General features: G+C 61.5%; 14 protein-coding genes. 10 read left to right on the top strand and 4 right to left on the bottom strand.

Features of this window, described 5'->3' with window-relative positions; all coding sequences use genetic code 11:
* Positions 1-7 precede the first annotated feature (7 nt).
* Both ctaD and coxB read right to left on the bottom strand, forming a co-directional pair.
* Positions 8-2,536: a cytochrome c oxidase subunit I gene (gene ctaD / locus JQR87_RS00655; protein ID WP_407293650.1), complete on the bottom strand. Its 2,529-nt coding sequence runs from the start codon at positions 2,534-2,536 to the stop codon at positions 8-10.
* Positions 2,533-3,552, bottom strand: a complete 1,020-nt coding sequence (gene coxB / locus JQR87_RS00650) for a cytochrome c oxidase subunit II (protein ID WP_407293652.1) — start codon at positions 3,550-3,552, stop codon at positions 2,533-2,535. The genes ctaD and coxB overlap by 4 nt, the downstream gene beginning before the upstream one ends.
* Before the next feature lie 139 nt (positions 3,553-3,691).
* On the opposite strand from coxB, the gene JQR87_RS00645 reads away from it, so the two are divergent.
* Positions 3,692-4,354, top strand: a complete 663-nt coding sequence (locus JQR87_RS00645) for a DUF2238 domain-containing protein (RefSeq protein WP_407293654.1) — start codon at positions 3,692-3,694, stop codon at positions 4,352-4,354.
* A gap of 4 nt (positions 4,355-4,358) precedes the next feature.
* Here JQR87_RS00645 and JQR87_RS00640 read toward each other — a convergent pair whose 3' ends face one another.
* Positions 4,359-4,766, bottom strand: a complete 408-nt coding sequence (locus JQR87_RS00640; protein WP_407293656.1) for a VanZ family protein — start codon at positions 4,764-4,766, stop codon at positions 4,359-4,361.
* A gap of 370 nt (positions 4,767-5,136) precedes the next feature.
* Here JQR87_RS00640 and JQR87_RS00635 point away from each other — a divergent pair, with 370 nt between their 5' ends.
* From JQR87_RS00635 to JQR87_RS00620, 4 genes are read left to right on the top strand one after another with little or no spacing between them, the layout of a single operon-like run.
* On the top strand, positions 5,137-6,258 hold the full coding sequence (locus JQR87_RS00635) for an ABC transporter permease (RefSeq protein WP_407297866.1): 1,122 nt from the start codon (positions 5,137-5,139) through the stop codon (positions 6,256-6,258).
* Complete coding sequence (locus JQR87_RS00630) at positions 6,255-7,040, top strand: ABC transporter ATP-binding protein (protein WP_407293658.1); 786 nt, start codon at positions 6,255-6,257, stop codon at positions 7,038-7,040. The genes JQR87_RS00635 and JQR87_RS00630 overlap by 4 nt, the downstream gene beginning before the upstream one ends.
* Before the next feature lies 1 nt (position 7,041).
* Positions 7,042-7,980 (top strand): MlaD family protein, encoded by a 939-nt coding sequence (locus JQR87_RS00625; protein ID WP_407293660.1) that lies wholly within the window; start codon positions 7,042-7,044, stop codon positions 7,978-7,980.
* Positions 7,977-8,597 carry an ABC-type transport auxiliary lipoprotein family protein gene (locus JQR87_RS00620; RefSeq protein ID WP_407293662.1) on the top strand — a complete coding sequence of 207 codons (621 nt, stop codon included), beginning with the start codon at positions 7,977-7,979 and terminating at the stop codon, positions 8,595-8,597. The genes JQR87_RS00625 and JQR87_RS00620 overlap by 4 nt, the downstream gene beginning before the upstream one ends.
* Before the next feature lie 123 nt (positions 8,598-8,720).
* On the opposite strand, the gene JQR87_RS00615 is transcribed toward JQR87_RS00620, so the two are convergent.
* Entirely contained in the window at positions 8,721-9,023 is a 303-nt protein-coding gene (locus JQR87_RS00615; protein ID WP_407293664.1) for a hypothetical protein, read from the bottom strand.
* Positions 9,024-9,348: 325 nt separating this feature from the next.
* On the opposite strand from JQR87_RS00615, the gene rfbB reads away from it, so the two are divergent.
* The 5 genes from rfbB to JQR87_RS00590 all read left to right on the top strand — a co-directional run bounded on the left by rfbB (position 9,349) and on the right by JQR87_RS00590 (position 14,625).
* Complete coding sequence (rfbB, locus tag JQR87_RS00610) at positions 9,349-10,419, top strand: dTDP-glucose 4,6-dehydratase (RefSeq protein ID WP_407293666.1); 1,071 nt, start codon at positions 9,349-9,351, stop codon at positions 10,417-10,419.
* On the top strand, positions 10,416-11,288 hold the full coding sequence (gene rfbA, locus JQR87_RS00605; RefSeq protein ID WP_407293668.1) for a glucose-1-phosphate thymidylyltransferase RfbA: 873 nt from the start codon (positions 10,416-10,418) through the stop codon (positions 11,286-11,288). The genes rfbB and rfbA overlap by 4 nt, the downstream gene beginning before the upstream one ends.
* Positions 11,285-11,830: a dTDP-4-dehydrorhamnose 3,5-epimerase gene (gene rfbC / locus JQR87_RS00600; RefSeq protein ID WP_407293670.1), complete on the top strand. Its 546-nt coding sequence runs from the start codon at positions 11,285-11,287 to the stop codon at positions 11,828-11,830. The genes rfbA and rfbC overlap by 4 nt, the downstream gene beginning before the upstream one ends.
* Entirely contained in the window at positions 11,827-12,735 is a 909-nt protein-coding gene (gene rfbD / locus JQR87_RS00595; RefSeq protein ID WP_407293672.1) for a dTDP-4-dehydrorhamnose reductase, read from the top strand. The genes rfbC and rfbD overlap by 4 nt, the downstream gene beginning before the upstream one ends.
* 90 nt (positions 12,736-12,825) lie before the next feature.
* Complete coding sequence (locus JQR87_RS00590) at positions 12,826-14,625, top strand: sensor histidine kinase (RefSeq protein ID WP_407293674.1); 1,800 nt, start codon at positions 12,826-12,828, stop codon at positions 14,623-14,625.

Below are 14,625 nucleotides of genomic sequence, written 5' to 3'. Positions count from 1 at the left end.
GGTTCATTCATATCACCTCCGGGAAGCCGGCAATGACTGCCACGGTCACGCCAACGGTGATAAGCATGAAATGCCAATACAGCGCCACGTTGCGGATATCGATGTCATACACCGCTGTCATCCGTCCGGCAGCGCGGCGCGCCAGACAGTAGAGCTGCATGATCAGGCCGATGGACAGGTGTATCAGGCACCAGAGCACCAGCACCCAGACCGTGGCGGGATAAACGTTGCTGGTGGGATCGAGGCCACTGAAATGCGGCCCGGCCCACATCGCATACGCACCCGCCAGGGTGCAGATCGCCGCGAGCCCCAGCGAACCGTAGAAGGCTGCAGCATGATCGCGGGCATTGCAGCGCCGCGCCAGCAGCGTCAGCGCCCAAGACGCGGCAATCGACCCCAGCCCCACTGCCGGCCAGAAGACACCCGGACCGGCCGCATCGGCAGGCGGAAAGTCGTCATGCACGGTCCAGAAGAAGAAGTAGCCGAACACCAGGCTGCCAAAGGCACTCATGTCGCCGATCATGGTGATGAACGTCGCCCACCAGCCCACCGACTTGGCGCCCGACGCATAGAGCGGCACCGTCACGTCCAGGCCGATATCCTTTTTCGGCTTCTCCGGGATCACCGCCGTGCCGGTCCACAGCCAGATGAGGATCGTGATGAGGGCGAGCCCACCGCTGATCAGCGCCGCGACGTACCAGCTGTAGGTCGCGAAGATGAACAGCCCCCCCGTGAAAATCGCCGCCCACATGCTTAGGAAGGTCGGGCCCGGCACGCGCAAGCACTGGATCGGCTCGGCATCGATGATGCTGCTGATCAAGGTTTCACGCTTGCCCTCCTCGGCGTCGGGCAAATAGAAGCGGCCAGCATCGACGTCACGCATCAGGTTGGGCTGGTCCCAAAGCGGGTAGCGGCTCTTGATGATCGGAATCGAACGGGCACCCCAGGGCATCCCGGGCATTTCAGCCAGCCATTCGAGCGTCCCGGCGTTCCAGGGGTTGCGCTTGCTGTACGGCTGCTTGCCCTTGGGTCGCAAGACGTCCCAGACCAGCACCGCGACGCCAGCGGCAAGGATGAAGGCGCCCACCGTGGAGACCATGTTGAGCACATCGAAGCCCATGTCTGGCGCATAGGTATAAACCCGTCGCGGCATGCCGAGCAGGCCAGTGAAGTGCATGGGCAGGAACGCAATGTTGAAGCCGATGAACATCAGCCAGAAAGCGATGCGGCCGAGGCGGTCGGAGAGTGTTTTGCTGCGCGCCAACGGGAAGAAGTAATAAAGCCCGGCGATGACTGGGAACAGCATGCCGCCGATCAGCACGTAATGCAGATGAGCGACGACGAAATAGGTGTCGTGTGCCTGAAAGTCGAACGGCGCCAGCGCCACCATCACCCCGGTCAGCCCGCCAAGGACGAAGATCGCCAGCGCGCCGGCGACAAACAGCATCGGCACCGATTTGACGAAGCGCCCGGCAAGCGCCGTCGCCAGGAAGCAGAAGATCTGCACCCCGGTGGGAATCGCTACTGCCTCGGATGCGGCCGAAAAGAACGCCAGCGAGATGTCGGGCATCCCGGTGGTGAACATATGGTGGACCCACAAGCCGAAGCTGATGAAGCCGGTGCCCACCGCGGCCAGCACGATGAAGCTATAGCCGACGATGGGTCGCCCGGCGGCGGTGGGTACGATGGTTGCGACCAGCGCCACGGCGGGCAGGAAGATGATGTAGACCTCGGGGTGGCCAAAGATCCAGAACAGATGCTGCCAGAGCAGCGGGTCGCCGCCACGGCTGGCATCGAAGAATGGCCAGTCGAACGCGCGCTCCAGTTCGAACAGCAGGTCGCCGGCAATCAGCGGTGGGAAGGCGAAGAGAATCATCCCCGCAACCACCAGGATGTACCAGGAATACAGCGGGATCAGGTTGATGCGCATACCCGGCGGCCGTGTTTTCAGCACACCGACGATCAGCTCCACCGCCGCCGCGATCGACGACACCTCGATGAACGACAGCCCGAGCAACCAGATATCCGCGCCGAGGCCGTCCTGATAGGTGGTGGTGAGTGGCGGATACATGAACCAGCCACCCTGCGGCGCGACGCCAAAGAAGATCGAGCCGCAAACGAACACGCCACCGATGATGAAGCACCAGAAGCCATAGGCTGATAGCCGCGGAAATGGCAGATCCCGGGCGCCCAGCATCTGTGGCAGGATCAATATGGAAAAGGCTTCGAAAATTGGCACGCCGAAAAGAAACATCATCACCGAGCCGTGCAAGGTGAAGACCTGATTGTAGGTCTCGGCAGACAGCAGATCGTTGTTCGGCACCGCCAGCTGAGCGCGGATCAGCATGGCAAGCACGCCGGCGAAGAGGAAGAACAGGAACGACACGCCGGTATACCAGAGCCCCACTTCGGTGTTGTTCACTGCGGACCAGTAACGCCAGCCGGTGGGTGTCTTCCAGGCTGCAGCCAGGCGTTCGGCCTGCCCTTTGGCGCGCGCCTCCTCCTGCGGGTCGCTGTGCTGGCTCGGCTCGCTCATTTCAATCCGCTCAGGTAGTGCGCCATGGCGGTCAGCTGCTCTTCGGGCAGCATGCCGAAGGCGGGCATTTTCACGTCTGGCTTGATCGCGCTGCTGTGGCCAATCCAGCGCCGAAAGGCTTCGACATCGGCTGGCAGCGTGCCGGCTGCCAGGGTCAGACGGCTGCCGACGTGGGTCAGGTCCGGTCCGACCGTGCCGTCAGCCGCGGTTCCGCGTACCTGATGACAGGCACCGCAGCCATTGGCGAGAAAGGCTTGCTGACCGGCTTGCTGCAACTCGGTAGCCGGTTGCTGAGCGGGCTCGGCCTGTTCGGCGAGCCACTGATCAAAGTCGCTTCGCGGCATTACCACCACGGCGAAATTCATCAGCGCGTGTGAAGTGCCACAATATTCGGCGCAGGCGCCGCGAAAGGTGCCGGTCTCGGTTGGTTCCAGCACCAGCTTGTTAACCCGACCAGGAATCATATCGACCTTGCCGCCCAGCGAAGGAATCCAGAACGAATGGATGACGTCCGGGCTGGTCAGGCTGAAGACTACCCGCTCGCCAACCGGCAAACGTATTTCGTTGGCCAGCTCGACCGTATCACCCGCCTCGGTCCTGTAGCGCACCCGCCACCACCACTGCTCGCCTGACACATCGACCCGCAGGGAGACCCCCTCGGACGAACTCAGCTGGGGCATCAGCATCAAGCCGTAGATCAGCAAACCGGTCAGCACGACTACAGGAAAGAGGATACCGCCCCCCAGGATCAGCCAGCGCGCGCTGCGAATTCCATGTTCCTCGGGGTGCGCCTGGGTGACATACAGGGCGATCCCCATCACCGCCAGCCAGATCAGCAGCGCACCACCTGCCATCCACCAGAACAGCGTGGCGATGCTCTGTGCACCGACACCGGCCGGGTTCAGCGCGGACTGCTGACCATCGCAGCCGGCCAGGATCGCCAACGTCAGAAACAGGCAGCCACCGCGTAGCCTGAAGCACGTTTCGGTGGGGTCATCTGTCAGGGTGGGCCGCATAGTCCGCCTCGCTGAGGGTCACGTTTTGTGACACTCGCACGACGCAAAAAGTTGGATAGCGGTTCGAATTCGCAGCCAGCAGGACCCTCTCACCGCTGCGCTGGTCCTACAGGAAGAACGACCCGTAGAAGGAGAGGATATGGATACCGACAGACCCCATCGACGCTACCTGCTGACCCTTGTCGGCTTGTTTCTACTGATCTGGGGCGTACTGGCAATCAACCCGCTCAACCGCCATGACTGGCTGCTGGAGAACCTGCTGGTGGTGGGGCTAGCCCTGGCGTTGCTGCTGGGTCACAAGCACTACCTGCCCTCTCGCGGCGCCGCGACACTGATCTTTTTCTACCTCTGCATCCACCAGCTTGGCGCTCACTACACCTACGCCAATGTCCCCTATAACGAGTGGTGGCAAGCCTTGACGGGTGAGAGCCTGAACCAGCAGATGGGTTGGGAACGCAATCAGTACGACCGCCTGGCTCACCTCAGCTATGGCTTGCTACTGGCCTTTCCCATTCGCGAAGTGCTGATTCGCCTGGGCCTGCGTCCGGGGTTCTGGAGCCTGATCCTGCCGATCGACATCGTACTGTCGACCTCTGCGATCTATGAGCTGATCGAATGGTTAGGCTCGGAAATGCTCGGCGGTGGGCTGGGGCGCACCTTTCTGGCTACTCAGAACGATCGCTGGGACCCGCAGAAGGACATGGCGCTGGCGGCCGGTGGCGCGGTGATCGCCATGATAATCACGGCGATTGTTGCCAGAGGGCGACATGGGCACAGCGATGCCGCTGGCACCGAACGCTAGCAGCTCAGGGCCTGGCCGGGTCGCTCAAAGGCTCGGCCGGATCAGTCGCCTCGGGAGCGGTGCTCACGCCGATACGCCGCAGATACCACTGATAGGCAATGTATGAGCAAACCCAACCCAGCAACACGCCCAGCGAATTGGCCAACATGTCGCCGAACGAGGCCTGCCGATTGGGCAGCAGGCTCTGTCCCACTTCGACCACCATGCCCGCGCTCAGGCTGAGGGCTATCGCCCAGAACACATGCCACTGTGGAAACGCCAGGCGCAGCGAGAACATTAGGGCAGCAAAGCCGAGCAAATGGTGCAACTTGTCCTGCTGGTCGAAGACCTGAGGGACCGGCTCAGGCCGCAGCCCGCTAAAGACGATGATCCCCAAAACAACAATGAACGGCAGGACGCGCAAGTAATTCATAGGCAATCGGAAGCTCTCGCTGGGTCGGAACAGTAAAAGGTGGCAGGACCCGAACGGCGGGCATGATGAAGACGTCAGCAAAGGCAGCGTAAGATACGCCCCTGGACGCAGCGCGTACCGAGCATGGTCGTCGGCGTGCACGCTATGGAGGGCCAAAGCCATCGATAGTTCGTGTGGCCCTGTAACAAATTGCACGGTCACCGACCAGCTGCTCTTAGCGCAACAGACCGCAGCCTAAACGTAACCTCAGGATTGCGGTCCGAACTGTTAGGATCAAGGCCAATACTGCAGGCATACGGCGCTCGTCGCGCTCCGCTACCAGCACAACGGGATAACACTTTTGACGCACCCCACTTCGCTGCCAGGCAGTCTGCAGCGGCAATCGAGACAGGACGCTGGTGCCGCCACGCTCACGGTAGGGGGCGACTGGACGTTGCAGCACTACGCGACGCTGCGCCGAGAAATCGAGCGAACCCGTCGCAAGGTGACGGACGCCGATCGAATCGAACTCGGCTCCCTCGGCGAGTTGGACACCGCCGGCGCTGGATTGCTGGTGGAGTTGATCGGCCCAGTGCGCGTGGCCCGTTTGAGCGAATGGGCGCCGCACCTACCGCCGGAACGCCAGGCCCTGCTGAAAACCGTCGCCGCTGCGCTGGACAAGCCGGAAGCTGAACAGCCCGTCGCCACCAACGGCCTTGCCGATGTCATGGCGCATATTGGCCGTACGGTTTCTGGCGTCTGGAATCAGCAGCGTACCCTGCTCGGCTTCATTGGGCTGACCATGCAGACGCTGTTCACTGTGCTGCCCAACCCGCGGCGCTGGCGTGTGACCGCACTGGTCGCACACATCGAGCAGACCGGGCTGAACGCCATTCCCATCGTTGCCCTGCTAACGTTCCTGGTCGGCGCGGTCGTCGCCTTTCTCGGCGCCACGGTGCTCGCCGACTTCGGTGCAACCATCTACACGGTCAATCTCGTCGCATTTTCCTTCCTGCGTGAATTTGGTGTATTGCTCGCCGCGATCCTGCTCGCCGGGCGTACGGCCAGCGCCTTTGCGGCGCAGATCGGGGCGATGAAGGCCAACGAAGAGATCGACGCCATCCGCACCCTGGGCCTCAGCCCGATCGAACTGCTGGTGCTGCCAAGGGTGTTGGCGATGCTGATCACGCTGCCAATCCTGACCTTTATCGGCATCCTCAGCGGCATCCTGGGCGGGCTGGTGGTCTGCTCGCTGGCGCTGGATATCTCGCCGACCATGTTCTTCACCATCTTGCAGCGCGACATCCCCATCAATCACTTTCTCGTGGGCATCGGCAAAGCGCCGGTGTTTGCCTTTCTGATCGCGGTGATTGGCTGCCTCGAAGGCTTCAAGGCCAGCGGTAGTGCCCAGTCGGTCGGCGAGCACACGACTTCCAGCGTCGTGCAATCGATCTTCATGGTGATCCTGCTCGATGCAATCGCCGCGCTGTTTTTCATGGAGATGGGCTGGTGAATGACGAACCCGTGATCCAGGTCCGTGGGCTGGTCAACCGCTTCGGCAAGCAGGCGGTTCACGTCAACCTGGACCTCGATATTCAGCGTGGCGAAATCCTCGGCGTGGTCGGTGGGTCAGGTACTGGCAAATCGGTGTTGCTGCGCAGCATCGTCGGCCTGCGCCAGCCCAACGCCGGCAGCGTCAAGGTATTCGGCGAGAACCTGCTGAAACTCCCAACCCAGCGCCGTTCGGAAATCGAGCGACGCTTTGGTGTGCTGTTCCAGCAGGGCGCTTTGTTCACGTCGCTGAACCTGCAGGAGAACGTCGCGTTGCCTCTGATCGAACACATCGGGCTCAAGCGCGCCGACGCCGAGCACCTGGCGCGACAGAAGCTGGCACTGGCCGGCCTTCCGCCTGAAGCGTCCTGCAAGTACCCCGACGAGTTGTCCGGCGGCATGATCAAGCGCGCCGCCCTGGCCCGCGCGTTGGCGCTCGACCCGGAGGTGCTGTTCCTCGACGAACCCACTGCGGGTCTTGACCCCATCGGCGCAGCGGCTTTCGATCAGCTGATCCTTACCCTGCGCGATGCGCTGGGTTTCAGCGTGTTTCTGGTCACCCATGACCTCGACACGCTGTACACCATTTGCGACCGCGTCGCCGTACTGGCGCAAAAGCGCGTGCTGGTGGTCGACACGCTGGAGGCAGTTGCCGCCACCGACGACGAGTGGATTCGCGAATACTTTCATGGCCCGCGTGGCCGGGCCGCGCACGATGCCGCGCTAAAGCTGGAGACTCCCTGAGATGGAAACCCGTGCCCACCATGTATTGATCGGATTGTTCACCGTGGTCGCGGTTGGCTGCGCCCTGCTCTTCGCTTTGTGGCTGGGCAAATCCAGCATGGACCGGGAATACAGCTACTACGACATCGGTTTCAGCCAGGCGGTGAGCGGCCTGTCCAGCGGCAGCTCGGTTGAGTACAGCGGCATCAAGGTCGGCGATGTCACCGAACTCTGGCTGGAGCCGGACGATCCGCGCAAGGTCCGTGCGCGCATCCGTGTCTACGGCGGCACACCGATCAAGACAAACACTCAGGCGCGTCTGGCACTCGCCAACATCACCGGCAGCATGGTCATCCAGTTGCACGGCGGTACTCCGGAAGCGCCACGGCTGGAAGGTGACCGGCAAGACCCGCCATTGATCATCGCTGACCCGTCCTCGCTCAGTGCTCTGCTGGAAAACGGCGAAGATCTGATGAGCAACATCAACAACCTGCTGCTCAGTGCCAACCAGGTCTTCTCCGAGGAAAACACCACACGTTTGAGCCGCACGCTGGAACATCTCGAACAAGCGACCAGCGTGCTGTCGGAACAACGCGGCGATCTGGCGCAAACGCTCCAGCAGTTCAACCAGCTGAGCCAGCAGGCCAACACTGTCATGAGCGAGCTGTCGAGTCTTGCTCGCAATGCCAATGGCCTGCTGGACGATCAAGGCCGTAGCGTTCTGACCAGCGCGGCGCAGTCGATGAATACGCTGGACCAGGCCACGGCTCGACTGGACAAGCTGCTCGAAGAGAACGAAGGCGCACTCAACAACGGCATGCAGGGCTTCAACGAACTGGGCCCGGCGATCAACGAACTGCGTAGCACGCTCGGTGCGCTGCGCCGGGTCACCCAGCGTCTGGAAGACAACCCCAGCGGCTTCCTGCTAGGCCGCGACAAAGTGCAGGAGTTCAACCCATGAGCCTTCGTCAATCCGTGTCCCGCCTTGCCCTGCTCGCGCTGCTATCGGCAGCTTCGGCATGTTCGGTTCTGCCGGAATCGGAAACGCTGCGAATCTTCCTGTTGCCAACCACACCAACGCAGCAGCAGGCCAGCGAGCCGACGACCCAGCAAGCACTGCGCATCAACACGCCGCAGGCCAGCCGAATCCTTGCCAGCCAGCGCATCGCCGTAGTGCCGCAGGGCAACGAGATCAGCGCCTACGGAGGCGCTCGCTGGAGCGACACCGCACCGGTGTTGCTGCGTGACCGACTGATCGAAGCCTTCCAACGGGACGGCCGCCTGCCATCGGTGAGCAACGAAGACGTTAACCTGTATTCGGATCTCAGCCTGCACAGCGATCTGCGCGCGTTCCAGAGCGTCTATATTGATGGAAAGCCCGTGGTGATCATCAAGCTCGATGCGCGGCTGGTGAATCGCAACGACCAGCACACCCTGGCCAATCGGCGCTTCGAGATTCGCCAGCCGAGCACCGACCCAAGCGTGGAAAACGTGGTCGAGGCGTTTGGCCTGGCCGCCGACCGACTCAGCGCTGAGATCGTCGAGTGGACGTTGAGCCACGCTCAACAGCAAAAGTAAGGGGCTGCCCATAGGGTGCCGCAGCTGCCATCGGGTATATACCCAGTCGCCCTATTCGAGTTCGGACTTTAGAGAGCTGGCATGCCGTCCGGTGACAAGCCAGACGCTCCGACCCGCATTGAGTCAACGGGTTTTCGTTCCTGGTGGCGGACCTTGGTCCACCGATGGCTGCAGTTCGACATCGAGCACCAATGCGCTGGGGTCATGCTCGGCCCCGGCAGTCGCGCTGACCAGACGCAGCTGATGATCGAAACTGGATTGGATCAGCGAGACGCGCGATACCATTCGGCGGCTGGCGATGCGCACAGCCGGATCTTCACTGGCCATCATTTCGAATGAAAAGGTCGTTAGCGCTTCGCTCAACTGCGACAGGCTACGTGCGGTCAGGGTCAACAACTCGGCGAGTTGCTCGTTGCAAGTGTGCATTCCATTGCCACCTAACAATTGATATCAACAAGATATTACTGCATTTGTCACCCGCCCCGTCATCGCCGCCTTGATCGATTCATGAGGTCCAGGCAGCAATACAGATATAATGTTGCGGTTGTTACCTTGCGATTACCGCTAACCACGGATAGCAGTAGCTGCCTGCGCCCGGCAACGCTCTGTCAGCCGGTGCCGATACACAACGCATCCGGTTCGCCTGCGCAGCTCACGACAGCGAGCGGAATTTTTGTATTTTTGGCGGGTCTATCCTGCCGACATGCCAAGAGCCTGTAGCTCTACTAGCGCGCCAAGGAAGCCTATCATCATGCGCATTCTCGTTACCGGCGGAGCCGGATTCATCGGCTCAGCTCTGATCCGCCATCTTATCCACGACACCGATCACAGCGTCCTGAACCTGGACAAGCTGACCTACGCCGGCAACCTCGAGTCGCTGACCGAAGTAGAAGGCAGCGATCGCTACCAGTTTCTCCAGGCCGATATCGTCGACCGCGAACGCGTCAGCGAAGCGCTCCTGGAGTTCCAGCCAGACGCCATCATGCATCTGGCCGCTGAATCTCACGTTGACCGTTCCATCGACGGTCCCGCCGAATTCATCCAGACCAACATCGTCGGCACCTATCAGTTGCTCGAAGCGACACGCGCCTACTGGCAGACCCTGCCCGCCGAGCGCCGTGAAGCCTTCCGCTTCCACCACATCTCCACTGATGAGGTCTATGGCGACCTGCACGGTGTCGATGATCTGTTCACCGAAACCACGCCCTACGCCCCCAGCTCGCCCTATTCGGCAAGCAAGGCGTCATCCGATCACCTGGTTCGCGCCTGGCAGCGCACTTACGGTCTGCCCGTACTGATCACCAACTGCTCGAACAACTACGGGCCGTATCACTTCCCAGAGAAGCTGATCCCGCTGGTGATTCTCAATGCGTTGGATGGCAAAGCGCTACCGGTGTACGGCAACGGGACCCAGGTGCGTGACTGGCTGTTCGTGGAAGATCATGCCCGCGCGCTGTTCAAGGTGGTCAGCGAAGGCAAGGTCGGCGAGACCTACAACATCGGCGGTCACAACGAGCAGAAAAACATCGACGTGGTGCGCGGCATTTGCGCCCTGCTCGAAGAGCTGGCACCGCAGAAGCCCGAAGGCCTCGAGCACTTCGAGGACCTGATCACCTTCGTCAAGGACCGCCCCGGTCATGACCTGCGCTATGCCATCGATGCCAGTAAGATCGAGCGCGAACTCGGCTGGGCCCCGCAGGAAACCTTCGAGACCGGCCTGCGCAAAACCGTGCAGTGGTACCTGAACAACCTCGAATGGTGCCGTCGCGTTCAGGACGGCAGCTATCAACGTGAGCGCCTTGGCGCGCTGGAGAACGCATGAAAGGAATCATCCTTGCCGGAGGCTCCGGTACTCGCCTGCACCCCATCACCCTGGGCGTATCCAAGCAGCTGCTGCCGATCTACGACAAGCCAATGGCCTATTACCCGATTTCGGTACTGATGCTTGCCGGGATTCGTGACATCCTGCTGATCTCCACTCCGCAAGACCTGCCGCAGTACCGCAACCTGCTGGGTGACGGCAGCCAGTTCGGGATCAGCATCAGTTACGCCGAACAGCCATCGCCGGACGGTCTGGCTCAAGCTTTCCTGATTGGTGAAGAATTCATCGGCGACGACTCGGTGTGCCTGATCCTGGGCGACAACATCTTCCATGGGCAGCACTTCACCGAGAAGCTGCAGCGTGCCTCCACGCAAAAGAAAGGCGCCACGGTATTCGGCTATTGGGTCAAGGACCCGGAGCGATTCGGCGTGATCGACTTCGATGAAAATGGTAAAGCCCTATCGATCGAAGAGAAGCCAACGAAGCCCAAATCCAGCTACGCCGTCACTGGCCTCTATTTCTACGACAACGACGTCGTCGAGATCGCCAAATCAATCAAGCCCTCGCCACGCGGCGAGCTGGAAATCACGGACGTCAACAATGCCTACCTCAAGCGCGGCGACCTCAACGTCGAGCGTTTCGGTCGCGGCTTCGCCTGGCTGGACACTGGTACTCACGACAGCTTGCTGGAAGCCTCGCAGTACGTGCAGACCATCGAACACCGTCAAGGCTTGAAGGTCGCGTGCCTGGAAGAGATTGCCTACCAGCACAAGTGGATAGACCGCGAGCAATTGCTGCGCCGTGCCGATGCCCTGGGCAAGACCGGCTACGGTCAGTACCTGTTCAAGCTGGCGGGTGAAGACGCATGAACGTCATCGAAACCGGCATTCCCGATGTGTTGATCATCGAGCCGAAGGTCTTCGGTGACGAGCGCGGCTTCTTTTACGAAAGTTTCAACGCCGCAGCCTTCGAGGCCGCCACGGGCCTCAAGCGAACCTTCGTCCAAGATAACCATTCCAAGTCCCAGCGCGGTGTATTGCGCGGTTTGCACTACCAGATCCAGCAGCCTCAGGGAAAGCTGGTGCGGGTCGTGGCCGGGGAAGTGTTCGACGTGGCGGTGGACCTGCGCCGCAGCTCACCAAGCTTCGGTCGCTGGGTCGGCACCCGTCTGAGTGCCGAAAATCAGCGCCAGCTGTGGATACCGGAAGGCTTCGCTCACGGTTTTGTAGTGCTCAGCGAGAGCGCCGAGTTCCTCTACAAGACCACCGACTACTATGCGCCAGCCCATGAGCGCTCGTTGCTCTGGAATGACCCGCAGATCGGCATCGACTGGCCCTTCACCGAGCCGCCTCAACTGTCGCAGAAAGACATCGACGGCAAAGTGCTCAGCGAAGCGGAGCACTTTGCATGAAAATCCTCATCACCGGCAGCACCGGGCAGCTGTCTCTCGAGCTGCAACGGGCGCTAGCCGGTGAAGGGAAAGTTCTGGCGCTGGGACACAAACTGCTGGACCTGGCCGAGCCTGTGCAGATTCGCCAGCAGGTTCGCCTGTTGCGCCCGGATCTGATCATCAACGCTGCCGCCTATACCGCGGTCGACCTCGCCCAGGGCGACCGCGAGCGAGCCTTCGCAGTTAACGCGATCGGCCCTGGTGTGCTCGCCGAGGAAGCTGCGTCCTTGGGCATACCGCTGATTCACTATTCCACCGACTACGTCTTCGACGGTCGCAAGCCTGAGCCCTACAGTGAAGATGATTCCCCCGCACCCTTGAGCGTATACGGCGCGAGCAAGCTGGCCGGGGAGCGGGCGGTTCAAGCGGCAGGTGGCGAGCATCTGATCCTGCGCACCAGCTGGGTCTACTCCTCGCATGGGCATAATTTTCTCTTGACGATGCAGCGCCTGCTGCAGGAGCGCGACTCACTGGCGGTGGTTGATAATGAAATCGGCGCGCCAACCTGGGCTGGAACAATCGCGGCGGTTACCGCAGAAATGGTTCACAAGCGGCGCATGGGTGCGGGTGGTCCTGCCGGGCTCTATCACCTGACCGCTAGCGGAGCGACATCCTGGTACGGCTTCGCCTGCAGGATTGCGGACCACTTGCAACGTCAGGGTCGGCTGCGCGCCAAGATTGAACCCATTGTGTCTGCCAACTACCCAACCGCCGCTGAGCGTCCACTCAATTCCCGCCTCTGCTGCGCACGCCTGGAGCGTGAGTGGCAGTTATCGCTGCCCGCTTGGGATGCCGCACTGAAAGAATGCCTTGGCGACTCATCCCATACCTCAAATATTCAGGATGCTGCTGCAGCGTTCAATTAAAGGCTTCGACGCCCAGCGCCGCTCGCTCGGATAGGGCGCACGGGTGATGGCCGTACGTGCATAATGGCGCTGAATCACAGGCGCTACCGAATGACGTTACCCAAATCTCCTCGCCGCCCTCGCTGGCGCAATCTGGCTCTGGTTGCGTTATTGCTGGCACCGCTGCTGTGGCCGCTGCAACAGCTGGCCGAGCGGTACTACACCAACGAGCTGATCGAACAGAACCGCCAGACGCTCGACCTGTACGTAGCCAACCTGCTCGGCGCATTGCGCCGCTACGAGGTGCTGCCACGCATACTGGGAGATCTACCGACGCTGCGCATGGCGTTGCGCCAGCCTGAGAACCCAGCTACCAAGGATCAGGCCAACCGTCTTCTGGATCAGTTGCGCAAGGAAACCGGTGCTGACGTTATCTACCTGATGGCACCAGACGGCAACACGTTGGCAGCATCGAATTGGAATGACAGCGACAGTTTCGTCAATCGCAATTTTGCCTTCCGTCCCTACTTCACGGAAGCGATGGCCGGCCAGCTAGGCCGCTTCTTCGGCCTTGGCACCACCTCTGGCAAGCGCGGCTACTATTTCGGGGCAGCGGTTCGCGACGGTGAAGAAATTCTCGGCGTTCTCGTGGTCAAGGTGGATCTGGATCACACCGAGACACTCTGGGGCAATACGCCCGAGCAATTGATGGTGACCGACAGCTTCGGCGTGGTGATCCTTACCTCGAAGCCGGAATGGCGCTTCCGTGCCAGCCGTGCGCTACAGATCGACGAGCGCGAGCAGATCGCGTCCGAACGCACCTACCCTACCCTGAAGCCGCGCGACCTGACGCTGGACATCAATACCTGGCTGATTCAGAGCCGGGAACTGAAAGAGACCGGCTGGACGGTCCGCATCCTCGCACCGATCAGCCTGGTCAAGCGACCGGTGCAGACCGTGGTCGCGATCGGCGCAGCGACGCTGGCAGCCCTGCTGCTATTGCTTGGCCTGCTGATGCAACGACGCCGTCATTACCTTGAGCGGATCGCGCTGGATGCCGAGGCGCGCCAACAGCTTGAACACCGGGTGCAGCAGCGAACGCAAGACCTGGAAGCCCTGAACAGCCGGCTCAAGGAAGAGGTGTTGGAGCGCGAACAGGCCCAGCAGGAGCTGGTCCGAGCCCAGGATGAGCTGCTTCAGGCCGGCAAGCTTTCTGCGCTCGGCACCATGTCCGCAAGCATCAGCCATGAACTCAATCAGCCCCTTGGGGCGATTCGAAGCTATGCTGACAACGCTGGCGTCCTGCTTGACCAGCAACGAAACGATGAAGCACGCGACAACCTCAAGCTGATCAGCGAACTGACTGCTCGCATGGCTTCGATCATCGCTCACCTTCGTGCGTTCGCCCGGCGTGACCGGCATGCACCGGAGCGGGTCGCGCTTCAGCCAGCGCTAGACGATGCGTTGTCCTTGCTGGCGAAGCGGCGTCAGGCCATGGGCGTCGAGCTGATTCGAGACCTGCCCGAGGCCACGCTATGGGTCCAGGCCGGTGAGACGCGGCTGCGGCAGATCATCTCCAACTTGTTGAGCAATGCCTTGGATGCCCTGGTCGAGCGCCCTCCGGTGCGGCGCATCTGGCTGCGCGCCGAGCGACAGGGCGACGGCGTGCTGCTGACCTTGCGTGATAACGGGCCGGGCTTTTCTGACGAGGCCATGCGACGTGCCCGCGAACCCTTCTTCACCACCAAGACCAGCGCCCAAGGCCTAGGCCTGGGCCTGGCCATCTGCGATACCCTGGCGCGCGCACTCGACGGGGAACTGATCCTGGCCAACCACCCGGAGGGGGGCGCACAGATCAGCCTTTATCTGCATTATGCCGACCCCGGCGTCGCCTTCCCGAGCGAGGACTAG

Source organism: Stutzerimonas stutzeri, assembly GCF_051028275.1.
In the GTDB taxonomy this organism is placed as follows: domain Bacteria; phylum Pseudomonadota; class Gammaproteobacteria; order Pseudomonadales; family Pseudomonadaceae; genus Stutzerimonas; species Stutzerimonas stutzeri_AS.
Note: the sequence above shows the minus strand (reverse complement) of the source record. Positions and strands in the feature narration are given on the sequence as shown.

Coding starts and splice junctions, on each gene's coding strand:
- ctaD (WP_407293650.1), bottom strand. CDS start 2,536: ATGAGCGAGCCGAGCCAGCACAGCGACCCGCAGGAGGAGGCGCGCGCC.
- coxB (WP_407293652.1), bottom strand. CDS start 3,552: ATGCGGCCCACCCTGACAGATGACCCCACCGAAACGTGCTTCAGGCTA.
- JQR87_RS00645 (WP_407293654.1), top strand. CDS start 3,692: ATGGATACCGACAGACCCCATCGACGCTACCTGCTGACCCTTGTCGGC.
- JQR87_RS00640 (WP_407293656.1), bottom strand. CDS start 4,766: ATGAATTACTTGCGCGTCCTGCCGTTCATTGTTGTTTTGGGGATCATC.
- JQR87_RS00625 (WP_407293660.1), top strand. CDS start 7,042: ATGGAAACCCGTGCCCACCATGTATTGATCGGATTGTTCACCGTGGTC.
- JQR87_RS00620 (WP_407293662.1), top strand. CDS start 7,977: ATGAGCCTTCGTCAATCCGTGTCCCGCCTTGCCCTGCTCGCGCTGCTA.
- JQR87_RS00615 (WP_407293664.1), bottom strand. CDS start 9,023: ATGCACACTTGCAACGAGCAACTCGCCGAGTTGTTGACCCTGACCGCA.
- rfbB (WP_407293666.1), top strand. CDS start 9,349: ATGCGCATTCTCGTTACCGGCGGAGCCGGATTCATCGGCTCAGCTCTG.
- rfbA (WP_407293668.1), top strand. CDS start 10,416: ATGAAAGGAATCATCCTTGCCGGAGGCTCCGGTACTCGCCTGCACCCC.
- rfbC (WP_407293670.1), top strand. CDS start 11,285: ATGAACGTCATCGAAACCGGCATTCCCGATGTGTTGATCATCGAGCCG.
- rfbD (WP_407293672.1), top strand. CDS start 11,827: ATGAAAATCCTCATCACCGGCAGCACCGGGCAGCTGTCTCTCGAGCTG.
- JQR87_RS00590 (WP_407293674.1), top strand. CDS start 12,826: ATGACGTTACCCAAATCTCCTCGCCGCCCTCGCTGGCGCAATCTGGCT.